Raw genomic sequence first — 16,732 nt, forward strand, 5'->3', positions numbered from 1 at the left:
CCAGCCTTCGCGGTCAACATTGGCATTCATGGACATGGACAACGATCTGCCTCGCAAGGTTGATGATCCGCTGGCCCAACTGCTTCGACAGGATTTGGGTCCGCTGTCCCTTGCCGATCTGGAAGCGCGGATCAAGGCGCTGGAGGGCGAAATCGCCCGAACCCGATCAAAGATTGAAAGCACCGTTAACCATAAAGCAAGTGCCGAGGCGTTATTCAAGCGATGAACCTGCGCCTCGCCCTCTGCGGCCCTGACAAGGGCTTCTCCGGGCACGGGCAGTCTGGCAATTCCGGCGATCGAGGGGCCCTCCTTGATCAACCGTCGAGCAATGCCGACATATGGGTCAACACCGTCCCTCTTTGGGGCCAGGAGTAGTACAGACATGCCATCTTTTGCACCCGCCCTTGAAACCACCCTGCACAACGCGCTGACCCATGCGTCCGAGCGTCGTCACGAATATGCGACGCTGGAACATCTGCTTCTCGCGCTGATCGATGACGAACATGCGTCGAAGGTGATGCAGGCCTGCGGCGTGGAGCTGGGCGAACTCGGCGATGCCGTTACCCAATATCTCGACAGCGAACTCGACAGCCTGAAGGTGGAGGGTTCAAGCGACCCCTCCCCCACCAGCGGCTTCCAGCGCGTCGTTCAGCGCGCGATCCTGCATGTCCAGTCCTCTGGCAAGGACGAAGTGACGGGAGCCAATGTCCTCGTCGCGCTTTTCTCTGAGCGTGAGAGCTATGCCGTCTATTTCCTCCAGCAGCAGGATATGAGCCGCCTCGATGCGGTAAGCTATATCAGCCACGGCGTGGGCAAGGGCACTGCGGCGCCCGAAACCCGCGAAACCAAGGGCGCGCAGGAAGAGGAAAAGAAGACGCCGGACAGCAAGGGCAAAAAGGACAGTGCCTTGGAGCAGTTCACCGTCAACCTCAATGAGAAGGCGGCGCGGGGCAAGGTTGACCCGCTGATCGGTCGCGCTTCCGAAGTCGACCGGACGATCCAGATCCTGTGCCGCCGTTCGAAGAACAACCCGCTCTATGTGGGCGATCCGGGCGTGGGCAAGACCGCCATCGCGGAGGGCCTTGCGCGCAAGATCGTCGAGGGCGAGGTTCCCGATGTTCTCAAGGAAGCGGTGATCTATTCGCTCGACATGGGCGCGCTGCTGGCTGGCACCCGTTATCGCGGCGATTTTGAGGAACGCCTGAAAGCGGTCGTTACCGAGCTGGAGAAAATGCCGCACGCGGTCCTCTTCATCGACGAGATCCATACGGTAATCGGCGCAGGCGCAACCAGCGGCGGTGCGATGGATGCATCGAACTTGCTGAAGCCCGCGCTGTCGGGCGGCACAATCCGTTGCATCGGTTCGACCACCTACAAGGAATTCCGCAATCATTTCGAGAAGGACCGCGCCCTGCTGCGCCGGTTCCAGAAGATCGACGTCAACGAACCAACGGTTGAGGATACGATCAAGATCCTCGCGGGCCTTCGGAGCGCGTTCGAGGAGCATCACCATGTCAAATACACCCCCGACGCGATCAAGGCGGCGGTGGAGCTGTCGGCGCGGTACATCAATGACCGCAAGCTGCCTGACAAGGCGATTGACGTGATTGACGAAGTCGGCGCGATGCAGATGCTGGTTGTCCCGTCAAAGCGGAAGAAGACGATCACCCCCAAGGAGATCGAGCAGGTCATCGCTACGATGGCGCGCATCCCTCCCAAGACCGTTTCGGCCGACGACAAATCGGTGCTGGGTTCGCTCGATACCGACCTGAAGCGCGTCGTTTTCGGTCAGGACCGGGCAATCGAGGTGCTGTCCTCCGCGATCAAGCTGTCGCGGGCGGGGCTGCGCGATCCCGACAAGCCGATCGGCAACTATCTCTTCTCCGGCCCCACCGGCGTCGGCAAGACGGAGGTTGCGCGGCAGCTTGCCCATCTGCTCGGCATTCCGCTCCAGCGGTTCGACATGTCGGAATATATGGAACGGCACTCCGTCAGCCGACTGATCGGCGCGCCTCCGGGCTATGTCGGCTATGACCAGGGCGGCCTGCTGACCGACGCCGTCGATCAGAATCCGCACAGCGTGCTGCTGCTGGACGAGATCGAGAAGGCGCATCCTGACCTGTTCAACATCCTGTTGCAGGTGATGGACAATGGCCGCCTGACCGACCACCACGGCAAGACGGTGGATTTCCGCAACACCATCCTCATCATGACCACCAATGCCGGTGCGTCGGACATGGCGAAGGAAAGCATCGGCTTTGGCGAAATCACCCGAGAGGATGCGCAGGAGGATGCGGTGAAGAAGCTCTTCACCCCCGAATTCCGCAACCGTCTCGACGCCATCGTTCCGTTCGGCTACCTCCCGCCGGAAATCGTGGCGCGGGTTATCGACAAGTTCGTGCTCCAGCTCGAATTGCAGCTGGCCGACCGCGACGTCCACATCACCCTGGACGACGAGGCCAAGACCTGGCTGACCAAGAAGGGCTATGACAAGCTGTATGGCGCGCGCCCGATGGGCCGCCTGATGCAGGAAAAGATCAAGCAACCGCTGGCCGAGGAACTGCTGTTCGGCAAGCTGGTGCATGGCGGCGAAGTCCATGTCCGGCTGAAGGACGAGGCCCTCGCCTTCGAAATCACCCCCGCAGCCCCGAAGAAGGGCAAGAAGGGTGGCAAGGCGAAGCCCGCAGAATCAGCGAAATAGCCCTCGCAAACCGATCGTGAAACGAGGAAGGGCGGCTCTCACGGGCCGCCCTTTTCATTGCCAAATCGCCTGACCCAATGATTATCCCGGCCGCCGTAGAATACGGCAATTACAGGCCAACCGATCATCCTTTAGCGGCTCGCCCAGAGGCGCAGAGCAGAAATGCCGCCAAATCTGCGTCCTTTGCGCGAATAAACTTACCCCCCCACTGAGCTGGAGGAAGCGACGGCAAAGACGATCCGTCAGCATCGCCGCGCCTCCCGCGAATAACCGGCCCCAGCAGCCGCCTTGACCTCACCCTATTATCGGCAGCAGGATCACATCACCCGCCCCCGTCGAAGGAGCCTCCTCATGCCAGCAGACATCTCTCTTTACACCAACCCCATGTCGCGCGGACAGATCGCCCGCTGGATGCTGGAGGAAGTCGGTCAGCCCTATGAAACGGTAGTGCTGGATTACAGCGACGGCATGAAATCCGCCGACTATCTGGCAATCAATCCGATGGGCAAGGTTCCTGCTATCGTCCATCGTGGCGCGGTTGTTACCGAAGCGGCGGCCATCTGCGCCTATCTGGCGGACGCTTTTCCGGAGGCCGGACTTGCACCACCTCCCGCCAAAAGAGCCGATTACTACCGCTGGCTCTTTTTCGCCGCGGGCCCGGTGGAAGCAGCCGTCACCAACAGGGCGCTCGGTTTCGTCGTGCCCGAGGGGCGCGACCGCATGGCGGGCTATGGGACATTCGATCATACCGTCGATGCACTGGAACGCGCGGTTTCAGTACCGGCATGGATTTGCGGCGATCAGTTCACGGCGGCCGATGTGTATGTGGGCGCCCAGGTGGATTGGGGCCTGGCCTTCGGCACCATGCCATCGCGACCGGCTTTCGAGGCATATGCCAGCCGCCTGCGCGAACGCCCGGCCTACAAACGGCAAAAGGAACTGGATGGCGCGCTGATCGCCCAGATGGAGAAGTCCGAATAAACAAAAGGCCCGGCGGATTGGTTCGCCGGGCCTTTTCCAAAGGTCGCTATGCTGTCGCGCTCAGTCGCGATTGCCCATGAAGCGCAGCAGGAACAGGAACATGTTGATGAAGTCGAGATAGAGGTTCAGCGCCCCCATCACCACCGACTTGCCAACCATCTCCGTGCCCGCGACATGGACATAGATGCTCTTGATCTTCTGCGTGTCATAGGCGGTCAAGCCCGCGAACAGCAATACGCCGATGAAGCTGATCACCATATCCATGGCGCTGGAACGCATGAACAGGTTGATGAGCGAGGCCACCAGCAGGCCAACTACACCCATGATCAGGAACGTGCCAAAGCCCGACAGATCCTTCTTCGTGGTGTATCCCCACAGGCTGAGGCCAGCGAAGGCCGCCGCCGTTGCAAAGAAGGTCTGCGCGACAGACGTCCCGGTATAAACCAGCAGGATGGATGAGAGCGAAAGCCCCATCACCGCCGCGTAAGCCCAATAAAGCGCCTGCGCAGTCACCGTAGACAGCCGGTTGATGCCAAAGCTCAGCACCATGACAAAGGCCAGCGGCGAGAACATGATGACATATTTCAGGATGCCGGGCCCCATCAATATTTGAGCGGCCAGCCCACTGGAGGCAAACAGCATCGCGACGATGCCGGTCAGAAGCACGCCGCTCGCCATATAATTGTAAACCGACAGCATATAGCTGCGCAGACCGGCGTCGAACGCCTCACCACGCGCTACCGTCGTCCCGCCGAAGCCGGCTACGCCCGAGCGGGGATCAGACCAATTGGCCATGAGATAATCTCCTTCGCCGGCACATATCCACCGGTTCGCCTATTATCGCCCTATCTTGCGATCAATTCAAGTGACCACCCGCCATAGTCAATGGCACTGGCATTCCTATATCGCCAATATGCACCGTCTCTTCATAGCTATCCGTCCGCCTGCGGACATTCGGGCCAGGCTTTTGTCGGTCATGGGTGGCGTTCCGGGCGCACGGTGGCAAGACAATGATCAGCTGCACCTCACGCTGCGCTTTGTGGGTGAAGCCGACCCGCGTCGGGCTGACGATCTGGCCGCCGCGCTGGCGACGATCCGCTTCGCCCCGTTCCCGATCTCGCTGTCAGGTGTCGGCCAATTCGACCGGAGGGGACGGATCGACGCCCTGTGGGCCGGCGTGCAACCGCGCGATGTCCTCACCCAACTCCACCGCAAGATCGACCGCGCCTGCGTCGATGTCGGATTTCCGGCGGATCAACGTGCCTATCTGCCCCACATCACGCTCGCCCGATTCAGCCGATCCGGCGGCGTTATTGACAGCTTCCTGTCCCACAACGCCGCGCTCTCCAGCCCTCCCTTCCTGGTCGACAGCTTCATTCTCTTCGAAAGCCATCTAACGCAGGCGGGAGCGCGTTATGATGTTGCCGCTCTCTACCCGGCAGACCCGCAGCGGCTTTAGGCACCCGCAGAAGCGAAGACGATCAGCCCGCCGACAATATCCCGCATGCGATGCGGCCACCCGCATTCCCGGCAGGGTCGCTCTTGTTGTCATCCGCCTGCGCATGAATCACGACCGCAGCCCCATCTGCATCCAACAAGGGATGGGCACCCGCGCGCAGCGTACCGCCCGGAATGACATATTCCATCGCGCCTGTACCATCCGCCCCAGCGGTCATGTTGGGCATGTCGCCCATGTGCATGCCAGCCGGATTGTCCTTGCCATGCTGCCGCCCCGTTGGATTCCAATGACCGCCAGCGCTGGTGAAATCGGGGGGCGTGCAAGTCCCGGTCATATGCACATGAACCGCATGGACGCCAGGAGACACGCCGGTCGCCCGCACCGCCACATGCAGGCCGTCGGCCATTTCAGTGACCGTCGCTTCACCACGGGATGATCCATCCGCCGCCAGCAGGGCGGCCCGCGCGCTAGCCGTAGCGCCAGATCCGCTATTTACGGCGCCGCTATCCGCACTTGCACAAGCGGAAAGGCCGACCGCCATCGACAATGCAAAGATGAAGGGGACATTTTTCATGATCAATTCAACTCCCGGCAAAGCATGGGTAACGAACGCGATGAAAAGCGGTTTGTTGCGGATATAATTGCCATTGCCAAGCGAGCTTGATGCTTTGCCCGGCTCATTCGCCGACCGGCTGGAGCATTTTCGAAGCTGGTGCCATCAGCTGCTGGCCCCGGAAACGCGAAAACCGAAGATATATGGAGCATGATCCGGTTCAGCATGATCGGATCATGCGCTAGCACACCCCGAGAGAAAAGCTGCCCCATCCCCATAGCGGCAAAGGAAAAGGGGCCGGTCTTTCGACCAGCCCCTCGACCTTGTTCCCACCCGTGAGGATGGAAATCTGATTACTGACCCGAACCCGGACCGTAGGTGATTTCCACGCGACGGTTCTGCAGTTCGCGAACACCGTCGGCGGTTTCGACGCGGGGGTTCGATTCACCGAACGCCTGGGTCGTCATCACGCCGTCAGGGATACCCTTCGACGCCATGTAGGCCTTGACTGCGTCAGCACGGCGCTGCGACAGGCCGACGTTGTACGAGGCCGAACCCGAACGGTCCGCATAGCCTGCCAGCATGACTTGGGCGCTGCCGCAGTTGCTGTAGGCAGAAACCGCGTTGTCCAGAATGGTGGCGGCGTCAGGCGTGACGTCCGACTTGTCCCATTCGAAGAACACGATGTACGGCCCAGGGCTGCACTCAGCAACCGGCGGAGGCGGCGGCGGGGGCGGGGGCGGCGGCGGGGGCGGCGGCGGGGGCGGCGGCGGAGCAGCCGGTTCACCACCGAAGTTGTAGGTCAGACCCAGCAGCAGGCTGTGCGTGCGCAGCTTGGTTTCGACGTCACCGCCAGCAACGCCAACAGAGGTGGTGTATGCCGGGACGAGGTTGATGTCGTCCTGGTTGAAGAAGCGATACTTCAACGACACGTCGAGGTTGTTGGTCAGCGGGTAGCGAACGCCAGCAAGAGCCTGCCAGGCGAAGCCGGTGTCGGTGTCATTGACCAGGTCGTTGGCCAGCTTGGCGCGCGAAACGCCGACACCGCCGCCGACGAAGCCCTGCAGGCCATCGTCCGCACCGAAGTCAAGCAGGCCGTTCAGCATGAACGACAGAGCCGATGCCGAACCGCCGAAGCCGCTCTTGTCGAGATCGACCTCGGCGCGCTTGTAGCCGGCTTCGGCTTCCAGACGGAAGCCGCCGAAGTCGTAACCAATGACGGCGTCGCCGTCCCAACCCTTGTGGTAATCCACATCAGTCAGAGTGCTGCTGGTGGTAGGAAGGCCGGTAGCGGGATCGCGGCCGGGGGTGAAGGTGATGTCCTGGTCTTCGACAAGAACGACGCCAGAGTCGATACCAATGTACCAGCTGTTATCACGCGCCAAGGCCGGTGTGGCCATGGCGGTGGTCGCAAGAGCAGCCGCGAGGGCAAGCTTCCGCATCTGAATTCCCCTTTCAAAAGTGTCACGAAGGACTGCTGAAACCATGTATCGGCAAGAAAGTTTCATGGCAAGTCCACATTTGGTGAAACTGTTGCACAAATACATCATGACGGACCTATGACCCCGTAGATTAAGCATTTCTGTGGCCACGCATTGTAATAACCGGACATCCGCAAGTCATGGTTCGATCAAACCATGGCTCCGCATTGCGGATAGAATGGAACCAATCGCAGCCCTTGCCTCACTGTCGATGGAACTGCCCCCGGCAGGGGCCGGGATCGCGCCTTCCCGCGCACCCACGACACGCACGCCATCAACGTGAAAGCCGTCGGCGCGGACCGGCGAATTTCGCCATGCGCCATCATTGTGGGACATTGAATATCCCCTGTCCGCGACCCAGAGCGCCAGCCCCGCGCGCGGCGTGACGAAGCGCCATCCGCCCTCTGTCCAGCAGGCGACGGCTCCATCCTGCCCTGCCCAGTCGCCTGTCGCTCCCGCCGCGACGATCCAGCACTGCCCCACTATGGGCGATGAAGGCGGCGCAGCCTCGTCCGCACTCTCGGCCTGCCCGTGCAGCAGCATGTCGATCCGCACCAACGCCTCATTGTGAAAAACCTCCTTCTGCGCCTGTCCGGCGAAAAGCTGCGGCAGCGTCCAGCGAGGGGTCGCATCCATGGTCATGGCCAATTTCCTTTCCGAGTTGTTCGGCTATCAAAGGGTCAGGGCGATCCGCGCAGGCCGCCCAAGGGCGAATGCGCCGATCTGCCGCACTTCGATCGTCACGACGCCCGCGCCATCGGCGGCTACCGCCGCAGCGTCATATGCCCAGTCCGGGGATAGCGTTTCGACCCGTCGAAGCAGGCTACCGCCATTCAGCACGCGCAGTTCGTAACGCTCGCTTTCCTCGCCCAGCGGCACATCAGCGCCGCTGGCCCAGCGCCACCCGTTCCGGCTCCGCCTCGTCCAGTTCACGTTCCAGCCGCCTGTCCCATCGGGCACGGCGCGAAGGTGGACCGGCGAAACGGGCGTCACGGCCTCACCGCTGACGGTCAGCATCGCCTCCGCCGGCTCTGCGTCGCCAATGCCGATTGCCGCCAGTCGCAGCATGCCCCCGATCTCACTGCGCCCTTGCCCCGCATAGGGCTCAGCCAGCCGGTCTTCCTCTATCAGCAGGAACCGTTCACCAGCCGCATGCGCCGTCATCGCCCATTCGGTGCCACACAACCCCCGCCGCAGCCCCTCAAGCCGATAGCTTGCCGCGCCAGTCTGCACCGCGCGGGAAAATTGCAGCAACTCCCTGCCCACAAGACAAAGGTTGCGCCCCTGCGCCAGGGCCGCTTCATCCGCATCGCCCAGTTCCATGTCATCGGCAATCAGGGTCACTTGCAGGCTGTTGACCGCGTCGATCAGCGTGCAACTGCCTTCGCCCAGCGCCTCGTCCGCCTGCCCCATCACGGCGCGGGGTGCGGCATAACCCACAGGAACCGCCTCGCCCGTCTCGCTCATCGCGAACAGAGCGGCGTTCCTCCACCCCTCCCCACCGCTCGCCGCCGCAACGATCAACGGCGCGACGGCCGCCGCCTCCCGCAACGGCGGCAGGTCGATCAGCATCAACGTCGTCGGCCCATGGGGCGCATCCGCCTGCCGCACGATCGCACCGGAAGACGCGCCCAGCGGCAGCATGCCTCTCCCTCCCGGCACCCGGCGCAGCGCCAGCCGCACGGCCATCGCCTCCCATTCGCGTTCTTCGATCCGCCAAAGCCCCGGCAGCCCTTCTGCCGTCACGATCTCCCCCGGCTCATGGCGCAGCGCGTCCCAGCCACAGCGCAGCGTCATCGTCGAACGACCGGCCCAGCCATGGCCCAGCCGCCTTGCCGCCAGTTGCCGTGCGGCGCTGCCGGACATGGTGACGGGCAGGTCGATGCCCTGCTCCACGCGGCCCGCGCCGGGGCGGCTCACGCGCTGGACCCCAGCCTGATAATCGCGCGACGGGTCATAATGGCGCAGCGACAGGGACAGCGGCACGGTTTCCGCACCATCGCTGGATTGTTCGACAGGATCGATGGCGCGCCCGTTGATCCGCCTGCACAGCACGGCCGCGGCGATGTCGGGCGGCGTCCCCTCGATGTTCGTGTCCGTCAGCCGCAGCCCGTCCCCGTCAGCGACGAACGCAAGATCCCACGCCTCAGCCAGCGGTGCGATGGCGTCGCTTACATCCGTTCCACCCGCAGCAAAGCCATCGACAGATCCGGGGACCGCCGCGTAAAGCAAGCCTCCGCTAACATCCGAAGCCACCGCCCCGATCGTCACCGCCCCCTCATCCGCCTCGACCTCGAACGTCAGCGACGGAATGCGGTTGCCATAGTCTGCAAGTTGCAGATCCTCGAACACCGCATAGGCGACCCCGCGATGCGCAGGCGTCAACTGAACCCCCATCGCCGAAGCGATCAGCGGGTCCGCAGCCTGATCCTCATCCCCCAAATGCAACCGAAACGCATTCAGCCCCGTCTTGAAATCCCCCGCCGTCCCGCGCAACAGGTTGCCATCGGCCCAGATCCGCCGCACCGCCCGCACCTTGCGCGCGGACAAGGCGACGGCGAAACTTGCCGAATAACTATAGCTCGTGACGCTCGGCCGCCCCTTGCCGCCGCCGCTCTTGTTCCGCTTTTCCTTCAGGTCCGTCGCCCAGATGACCGATCCCGCCGCGCGCATCCTGCCGAACAGCTTCGGGATCTGCGCGCCATAGGTCGATGTCTGCAATTGCAGGTCGGTCAGCCGCCGCCCTTCGCGCCCCTTCGGCTTGAACAGCACGGCCTGATCGAAACTCCCGCCGATCAGCCCGCCGATCGCCCCGCCCAGCGGCCCGCCGATCGCGGTGCCCAGCGCGGTCAGCACTAAAGTCGCCATGTCTCGTCCTCCCTCGTCCGCCAATGGCCGATCACCGGCCAGGGCGATTGCCCCGGCGTCTCGACCACGCGCCCCAGTCCCGCATGGGCATGCACATGCCCGCCCGGCGTCACGATCATCAGATGCAGTTGCAACGGCCCCGGCCGCACCAGCGCCATATCGCCCGGCCTCGCCTGTTCCACGGCCCGCAATCCCGCCAACTCCAGCCAGCGGCGTGCGATCAGTTCATCGCCCGACCGCAGCCCATAACCTCTCGGCAGAGCGCATCGGTGCCCCGCTTCCGCCAGCGCCAGCGCCGCCAGCCCAATGCAATCCAGCCCACTTGCCCGACACCGCCCTTGCAACCGAAAGCGCACCCCCACCAGATCGCGCGCCGCCGCGACGATCCGGTCCGCCATCTTGCCCCTCATGCGCCGGGATAGCGGGTCAGCAGGTCGGTCCCCGGCAGATAAGGCTCGCCCCGGAAATTCACGACATTGGCAAAGCGCGTCCGGCACGTCTCCAACTGCCGGTCGCACCCTTCCGTCAGCAGCGCCAAAGTCCCCGCAGCCACCGCAAAAGAAGGCGGGTCGGCAAGCGTGACGATAGTCTCGCCATTATCCACCACCGCCTGCGCCATCCCGGTATTGGGACCAGTCATCCATCGCAGCGTGCCAAAAGCATAAGCCCCCGCCGCCATCCCGGAGACGCCGACCTCGCCCCCCACCACGCTGGTTACCGCAACGATCCGCCGCCTCGGCTCAAGATCGACCCGGCACTGTCTGTCGCCCAGCCTTGCGCGGCAATCGGGCGAAGTGGACGGCGCGACCGGGGCTTTCAACGCCGCCATCGCTCCCACCAGTTCCGCCGTGAAAGCGCCCGCCTTCCGCGCTACGCTGCCGATCTCGCCCTTCGCCAGCAGCAGCCACATTTCGCCGGGTGCTTCCCACTCGGTCAGCCGCAGTTCCAGCGCCGCGCCGTCCCACCGCCCGGCCATCAGGTCGGTCGCGCTAATGGCGTCGGCGACCAGCGCGCCTTGCAGATCCGTATCGCTCCCATCCGCCGTGATCCCGCTGCGGACGGCCGACGGCATGACGCCAGGAGCCGCGCGATAACGGACCTGCCCTATCTCCAGGTCGCGATCATGGCTGGTCAACCCAATCGTCACGCCATCCCGCCGCTCCAGCCGCCAGCAGAATGCCAGCGTCGTCAGCGGCTGCTCCAAAGCCTCCAGCCCGCTCATTCCCGTATCTCCACCAACGGGACCGAAGGCGCTTCGCCCGCCGCGAAGGTCGCGCGGTTGATGTCCAGCCGATCCTCCGCAAACCGAACCGGCACATCGAAGCGGAACCCCGCCGTCAGCACCGCGCCTGCCCCCGGCGCGTCATCAAAGGCGATGACGCCCAGCCCCGCGTGGCTCCACCCTTCGGTCATCTCGACGCCATCCACCGCGACGCGGATGCTCCCCGCCACCGGCCGGGTAATACGCCGCACCTGCGCGTCCTCCCCTTGCCCGTAAAAGCGTTGCAGCCCGAACTCCGTCCGAACGCCGTCGCCAATCCCCAGCCGCTGGTCCAGCGGTCCGGGAACCTCCCCCATGCCGCAACTGCGATCGTCAAAGGGATCGGTAAAGCGGAACCCCCGCGCCGCGCCCCGCCGCGCGCGAAAGAAGGCGATCAGCGCGCCGATGTCCGCTTCCGATCTTACCCCCGGCCCCGCATCGAAGGAGAGCCGCGCATCCGCCCAGTCGCTGCTGCGCCGCTCATGGCCCGAGGGGCTCTCCACAATCTGCGTGGAAAAGGCGGGAGCAAGGCTCGCTTCCCGCCCGATGGCCAGCGGAAAAGCCACATCGTCAAAGGCTTGCATGTCGTCGTCCCCCTGAAGTCTGAAGCAGGTGAAGCCATCCCGCGCCACCTGCGGCAGCGCCCAGATGAAGGTCGCCGCCGTCCCCCTCTGCACCGCAGCCTCTGCCGCGTCAGCGATGCGCCCCCACTGTGCGGCCTGCTCCGCCATCAGCACGAAGCCGGAAAAATAATGCTGCCCCTCGACCGGATAGCCGAGCCGCGTCGTCGCCAGCTCGATGCCGCGCGCCGTGCGGCTTGGCCGCCCCTCCGTCACCCAGTCATAATCTTCCAGTTGCAGCACATCGAACGCAGGCGAAGCCCAGCCCACAGGCATGTTCGCCCGCTTCGCCTCCGGGGCCAGCGGATCGAGCACGGTCGGCAGATAGGCGAGCAGATGCGTCACCGCCCCCGGCGCGACGCCTTTCACCCAGGCGCACAGCGCCGCCGTCGATGCCGCCAGCATCGCCCCCGCCTGGTCCAGCAACGCCGTCTGCGCGCCGCTCAACGCGCCCCGCACATCCGGGATCGACACCGGACTCCCGCCAAAGGCCGTCCGCGCCGCGTCGTCATAGATGCAGATGCGCCCATCGGCGGGCATCACCCACCACCATGGCTCGCCGACCTGAAACCTGATCGGAATCTCCGCCGCCAAACCAATGTAAACAAAGGCCCCGGCCACCAGCCGCAAATAGCTCATCGCCCCGTCATGCGCGGGCGACAGCAGGGTGGAAGGCGGCGACCAGCCTGTCAGCGCCGGGTCGCCATTTTCCGCCCGTTGTTTCCAGTCGTTCCAGCAATGCGCGTCCAGCAGCTCATAGGAAAGCGACCAGATCACCCCCAGCCCCAGCGCCTTCGCCCGCCGCGCGAAGTCGTCATGCCAGGCGGCGCAAGGCGCATTCAGCACACCACCCGCCAGACTGATGTAGAAGCCTCCACCCAGCGGCCCGAGCCGGAAATAATGGCTCATGCCCACATAATGATTGATGTCGCCGCGATAGCCCAGCGCATGGATGGCGGCGACGACCCGCTCGGGCGTCTGATTGAAACAGTCGTCATAGCCCGTCGCCATGGACAGGCCATGTTCCGGCACCATCACATCACCGACGCTCAATACCGATCCCGCCCCGTCGCATCTTATATTCGACAGCTCGGCCCATCCCTCCACCCCCGCCGCGAACGGGGTGCTACCGGCATCATATCCCGGCGGCGCCAGCGAAATGAACATCCGGTCCACATCACCCGCCCATACCGTATCGGCCTGGTCCGGCAGCAGGAACCCGCCAGCCAGATCGGCAAAGTCCATTGTTATTTCAGCGTCTTCCGCCGACCCGCTGGCATAGTTCCACAACCGCACATACCAGGATCGCGGACTGCCCCCCGCATCCCGCCCCTCGATAGTCAGCGTCGGCCCATGCACCTCGTCCAGCGGCTTTAAGCCCCCGCTGCGCCAGCGAAACCGGAGCACGCAGCCCCGAAAATCCCGCGACGTCTCATAGGCGAGCAGCTTATGGCTCCACAGATCCTCCGCTTCCCAGATCAGCCCCGCCAGATCGCCAGATCCGTAAAACACCGCGTCCACCCGCAGTGCGTCCGGCGCAGTCGTCACGACGCTCGCCATCATCGGCCGGGGGAAATTGACGGTCCAATGCGTCGGCGCAAACCGCTTCATGAACCGCGCCTCCTGCCCCCGCCGCGCGTCCGCCAGCCAATAGCCCAGACCACTCATCCGTTCAGCGCCCCCTTGACCGCTCGCGCCACCTGCCGCGCGCTCCGCGCCAGCAGCCGGGCATTGTCCCAGCCCTCGCCGCGCCCCTGCACGGCTATGTTCACCCGCACATCCCGCGCCCCGCCGCCGCCATTGGCCACCACCTGGCCGCTCGCTGTCGGCACGAACAGCTCCGGCCCCCGCTCACCGACGACATAGGCGCGTCCCGGCGTGACCGGCCCACCCGTCGCCCGCCCAGGCAGGCCCAGCGCCGCCGCCCCCAACGTCAGCAAGGAACCACCCACGCCCCCGACACTGCTCGCGCCCGACCGCACAGCGCCCGCGGCAATCTCCTCCAGCACGGACAGGGCGACCTGCTTCAACTCCTCAAAGCCGAACCGCCCGCTCCGAACGGCCCGCAACAGCCCCTGCTCGATCCGTCGCCCCGCCCGCTCCGCCCCCGAAGCCAACGGCCCTTCCAATTCTCCGCGCATCGCCTCCACATCGCGCGAAAGGCCCTGCGTATCGGCCCGAACCCGCACCACCAGCGTCTCGATTTCCTCGTCCATCCGCCCCTCCCGCAGCCAACAAAAAGCACACCGGCCTCAATCCGGCATCACCGCCCGCAGCCGCTCCAGCTCCCCCGCATCCATCCCTGCGTCCGGTTCATCGTCGCCACGCGCGGCGCGCAGCACCGCTTCCAGCTCGACCGGCGTCGATCGCCAGAACTCGTCCGGCCGCCAGCCCAGCAACCACCCCGCGACGCCAGCCAGCCGCGCCGCCGCTTTGAAGAAGCTCATCGTCCCCCCAATATCTGCTTGAGTATGCCGCGCAGCACCGGCGACAGCTTCGCCAGCCCTGCTTCGACGATCGCCTCGCCCAGCGCGTCGCGCGTCAGCCCGCTCGGCGGATCGACCAGGCAGTGCCAGAACAGCGCGGCGATATCGGCCAGCGACAATTTCCCGTCCGCCGCCCGGTCCACCAGATCGAACAGCGGCCCCAGCTCATCCTCAGCCGCGACCAGCGCCGCAAAGCTTGGCCGCAACCGCAGCGTCTCGCCGCCCACGTCCAGCGCGGCCTCGCCCCTCGCACCATTCGCCCCGCTCATTCGGACACCACCGGACCGGAGCTTTCCAGGCTCAGCGCATAGTTGCGCTCGCCATTATAGTCCCCGGCATAGTCCAGCCGCGTCACCAGGAAGCGCCCGCGCATCCGCTCGCCGCTTTCAAAGCTCAACTCGAACTGCTCGATCGTCCCGGCCAGCGCATGATTGCGGATGCTGACCTCCGCCGCCGACCCGGTGAATATGCCCGCCGCCGACACGCTGACCGACCGCACGCCCGCGCCCGAAAGCAGTTCTCGCCAGCCCCCGGAATCCTTGGACGTGACGTTCACCGCCTCGCCATTTACCGACAGCTGCGTCGTGCGCATGCCAGCGACCGTCGCATAGGCCACCGGCGACCCGCCATCGCCCACTTTCAATAGAAATGCGCTTCCTTTTTCCACGCTCATGGAGCATTCTCCTGTAAGTTAAACCGTGTATGAATCGGGATCTGGAGAGGTTGGAATGCTAGTTGCTTCCCTCATGATGATGCTGGCTGCGGCCCCTCAAAGCGGCGACGCCGTCGGTGCAGGGCGAAAGGCTTTTTCGGAATGCCTGTCGAAAGAGGTCAGCCCGGCGCTGGACAAAAAGCTTTCGGTCTCCGCGTTCCAGTCCGAGTTGAAATCGAAGTGCAGCGCGAAGGAAGCCGCGTTCCACGCGGCCGTCGTCGCTGACAACAAATCTACCGGCATGTCTGAAAAGGATGCCCAGGCCGACGCGGACGACCAGATCGCCGAATATGTCGACAAGATCACCAGCGAGTTTGAGGATTATTCGAGATAAGGCGGCTGAACCGTGGCCGCCTCTGCGGACGCCATGATCGCAACCATGATATAGGCGAGCCAAGCTTACCGCTTAATCGCGCTCGCCCTTGACTCCGCTCGCCCTGAGCCTGTCAAAGGGCCAGCAATCTACCCTTCCCTCACCACCCGCATCCGGTAATCCACCACCGCCTGCCACCCGTCCTTGTCTCGTGCCTTCATCACCCGCGACCGGATCAGCCGCGCGCCGACGATGCGCCAGCCCTCGCCCCCGTCCGCCGCCTGCACCACCGGCTCGATCCGACCGAGCAGCACCGCCAATCGCCCCGGCGTCTCCCCCGCATCATGCAGACTGATCGACAGCCGCAACTCGCGTCCGTCCAGCCCCTTCCCGCCCCAGTCGCTCGCAAGGCACTCGCCCACCACCGCATAAGGCACGCTCGCCCGCACCGGCTGCCCGTCGAACAGGCCATTCAGTCCGTTCATCAGCGTGGTGTCTGCCCGCAGCGCCGCGATCACCGCCGCCCGTACCGTCACTTCCGCACTCATCCCCTGCCCCTCCCCGCTTCGCGCAGGGCAAGGTCGCCGGTCCAGCGCCGGAGCAGCCCCCGCCCCGACAGCCGCACCGCCTCCCCCTCGACCTGCGCCTCCACCCCAGCCGCCAGCATCGCGTCAGCCACTTCCCGCCGCCGCCGCTCCGCCCGCGCCTCCACCAGCCGCACCAGCGCCGCCAGCTTCACGCCAGCCGCATCCGCCGCCATGGCCGCCAAAGCGCCCCCACCACGGCAGGCGGCGTCGCTACCTCGCCATCCCGCGCGGCGAAATTCTCCGCCGCCAGCCGCACGATTCCATGGCGGATCGGGTCAGGCAGCCCGTCCGCATTCTCGGCCATGCCCGCCCGATAGCGCACGGCGAGCACCCGCCGCCCATCCATCGGCCGCGCCCGCACCCATCCATCGCCCGCCGCGTCGATGTCGATCGCATAGGCATCGGCGGGCAACGCCTCCACGCCGCCATCCGGCCCGGCCGCCTCGCCACCCAGTATCACCACCACCGGCCGAGCCGACAGCCGCTGCCAGCTGCCATCCGCGCGCACCGTTTCCCGTGCCTCGCCGATGATCAGCCACTGCCCGACAAACTGCTCGCACAGTGCCGTCGCGCTCTTGAGCAGCCTGTCGAGCAGCCCATCCTCCGCGCTCCCGCTGATCCGCAGATACTGTTTTAATTCCTCCAGCGACGCGCCCGGCGTCCCCGCTTCGTCCCGCACCAGCACCAGCCCCTCCCGTAGAAAAAGACCC

Annotated in this window: 20 protein-coding genes; 5 read left to right on the forward strand and 15 right to left on the reverse strand. The window is 64.8% G+C overall.

Annotation, left to right across the window (positions count from 1 at the left end):
• Positions 1-28 precede the first annotated feature (28 nt).
• From K663_RS11270 to K663_RS11280, 3 genes are all read left to right on the forward strand, one after another.
• On the forward strand, positions 29-226 hold the full coding sequence (locus K663_RS11270; RefSeq protein WP_062117449.1) for a DUF1192 domain-containing protein: 198 nt from the start codon (positions 29-31) through the stop codon (positions 224-226).
• Between the two features lie 156 nt (positions 227-382).
• Entirely contained in the window at positions 383-2,701 is a 2,319-nt protein-coding gene (clpA, locus tag K663_RS11275; protein ID WP_062117452.1) for an ATP-dependent Clp protease ATP-binding subunit ClpA, read from the forward strand.
• Between the two features lie 351 nt (positions 2,702-3,052).
• Positions 3,053-3,682, forward strand: coding sequence for a glutathione S-transferase family protein (locus K663_RS11280; RefSeq protein ID WP_062117454.1), 630 nt, complete (start codon positions 3,053-3,055; stop codon positions 3,680-3,682).
• A 60-nt stretch (positions 3,683-3,742) separates the two neighbouring features.
• Here K663_RS11280 and K663_RS11285 read toward each other — a convergent pair whose 3' ends face one another.
• Entirely contained in the window at positions 3,743-4,477 is a 735-nt protein-coding gene (locus K663_RS11285) for a Bax inhibitor-1/YccA family protein (protein WP_062117458.1), read from the reverse strand.
• A gap of 118 nt (positions 4,478-4,595) precedes the next feature.
• Between K663_RS11285 and thpR the strand changes: the two genes are divergently transcribed.
• Positions 4,596-5,141 (forward strand): RNA 2',3'-cyclic phosphodiesterase, encoded by a 546-nt coding sequence (gene thpR, locus K663_RS11290; protein WP_062120791.1) that lies wholly within the window; start codon positions 4,596-4,598, stop codon positions 5,139-5,141.
• A 22-nt stretch (positions 5,142-5,163) separates the two neighbouring features.
• Here thpR and K663_RS11295 read toward each other — a convergent pair whose 3' ends face one another.
• From K663_RS11295 to K663_RS11345, 11 genes are all read right to left on the reverse strand, one after another.
• Positions 5,164-5,715, reverse strand: a complete 552-nt coding sequence (locus K663_RS11295) for a superoxide dismutase family protein (RefSeq protein ID WP_062117461.1) — start codon at positions 5,713-5,715, stop codon at positions 5,164-5,166.
• 332 nt (positions 5,716-6,047) lie between these two features.
• Entirely contained in the window at positions 6,048-7,136 is a 1,089-nt protein-coding gene (locus K663_RS11300; RefSeq protein WP_062117464.1) for an OmpA family protein, read from the reverse strand.
• A 177-nt stretch (positions 7,137-7,313) separates the two neighbouring features.
• Complete coding sequence (locus K663_RS11305) at positions 7,314-7,817, reverse strand: DUF2793 domain-containing protein (protein WP_062117467.1); 504 nt, start codon at positions 7,815-7,817, stop codon at positions 7,314-7,316.
• Between the two features lie 30 nt (positions 7,818-7,847).
• On the reverse strand, positions 7,848-10,043 hold the full coding sequence (locus K663_RS11310) for a phage tail protein (protein WP_062117470.1): 2,196 nt from the start codon (positions 10,041-10,043) through the stop codon (positions 7,848-7,850).
• A complete protein-coding gene (locus tag K663_RS11315) occupies positions 10,031-10,441 on the reverse strand; it encodes a peptidoglycan endopeptidase (RefSeq protein ID WP_145902264.1) in 411 nt (136 codons plus the stop codon). Before K663_RS11315 ends, K663_RS11310 begins: the two co-directional genes overlap by 13 nt.
• 8 nt (positions 10,442-10,449) lie before the next feature.
• Positions 10,450-11,265 carry a DUF2163 domain-containing protein gene (locus K663_RS11320; RefSeq protein ID WP_062117476.1) on the reverse strand — a complete coding sequence of 272 codons (816 nt, stop codon included), beginning with the start codon at positions 11,263-11,265 and terminating at the stop codon, positions 10,450-10,452.
• Entirely contained in the window at positions 11,262-13,592 is a 2,331-nt protein-coding gene (locus tag K663_RS11325; protein ID WP_062117479.1) for a DUF2460 domain-containing protein, read from the reverse strand. Before K663_RS11325 ends, K663_RS11320 begins: the two co-directional genes overlap by 4 nt.
• The gene (locus K663_RS11330; RefSeq protein ID WP_062117482.1) at positions 13,589-14,140 is read right to left on the reverse strand and encodes a hypothetical protein; all 552 of its coding nucleotides are present in this window, start codon (positions 14,138-14,140) and stop codon (positions 13,589-13,591) included. Before K663_RS11330 ends, K663_RS11325 begins: the two co-directional genes overlap by 4 nt.
• Before the next feature lie 36 nt (positions 14,141-14,176).
• On the reverse strand, positions 14,177-14,371 hold the full coding sequence (locus tag K663_RS11335; protein WP_037467282.1) for a phage tail assembly chaperone: 195 nt from the start codon (positions 14,369-14,371) through the stop codon (positions 14,177-14,179).
• Positions 14,368-14,679 (reverse strand): gene transfer agent family protein, encoded by a 312-nt coding sequence (locus K663_RS11340; protein WP_062117484.1) that lies wholly within the window; start codon positions 14,677-14,679, stop codon positions 14,368-14,370. Before K663_RS11340 ends, K663_RS11335 begins: the two co-directional genes overlap by 4 nt.
• Entirely contained in the window at positions 14,676-15,083 is a 408-nt protein-coding gene (locus K663_RS11345) for a phage tail tube protein (RefSeq protein ID WP_062117488.1), read from the reverse strand. Before K663_RS11345 ends, K663_RS11340 begins: the two co-directional genes overlap by 4 nt.
• Positions 15,084-15,138: 55 nt before the next feature.
• On the opposite strand from K663_RS11345, the gene K663_RS11350 reads away from it, so the two are divergent.
• A complete protein-coding gene (locus tag K663_RS11350) occupies positions 15,139-15,456 on the forward strand; it encodes a hypothetical protein (RefSeq protein WP_062117490.1) in 318 nt (105 codons plus the stop codon).
• A 128-nt stretch (positions 15,457-15,584) separates the two neighbouring features.
• On the opposite strand, the gene K663_RS11355 is transcribed toward K663_RS11350, so the two are convergent.
• Genes K663_RS11355 through K663_RS11365 form a run of 3 tightly spaced genes read right to left on the reverse strand, consistent with a single transcriptional unit; the run spans position 15,585 to position 16,707 of the window.
• The gene (locus K663_RS11355; RefSeq protein ID WP_062117492.1) at positions 15,585-15,983 is read right to left on the reverse strand and encodes a DUF3168 domain-containing protein; all 399 of its coding nucleotides are present in this window, start codon (positions 15,981-15,983) and stop codon (positions 15,585-15,587) included.
• Positions 15,980-16,195 carry a hypothetical protein gene (locus K663_RS11360; RefSeq protein WP_062117494.1) on the reverse strand — a complete coding sequence of 72 codons (216 nt, stop codon included), beginning with the start codon at positions 16,193-16,195 and terminating at the stop codon, positions 15,980-15,982. Before K663_RS11360 ends, K663_RS11355 begins: the two co-directional genes overlap by 4 nt.
• Positions 16,171-16,707 (reverse strand): head-tail connector protein, encoded by a 537-nt coding sequence (locus K663_RS11365; RefSeq protein ID WP_083535885.1) that lies wholly within the window; start codon positions 16,705-16,707, stop codon positions 16,171-16,173. The genes K663_RS11360 and K663_RS11365 overlap by 25 nt, the downstream gene beginning before the upstream one ends.
• Between the last annotated feature and the right edge of the window lie 25 nt (positions 16,708-16,732).

Origin of the sequence: Sphingobium sp. MI1205 (genome assembly GCF_001563285.1) — a bacterium.
In the GTDB taxonomy this organism is placed as follows: Bacteria; Pseudomonadota; Alphaproteobacteria; order Sphingomonadales; family Sphingomonadaceae; genus Sphingobium.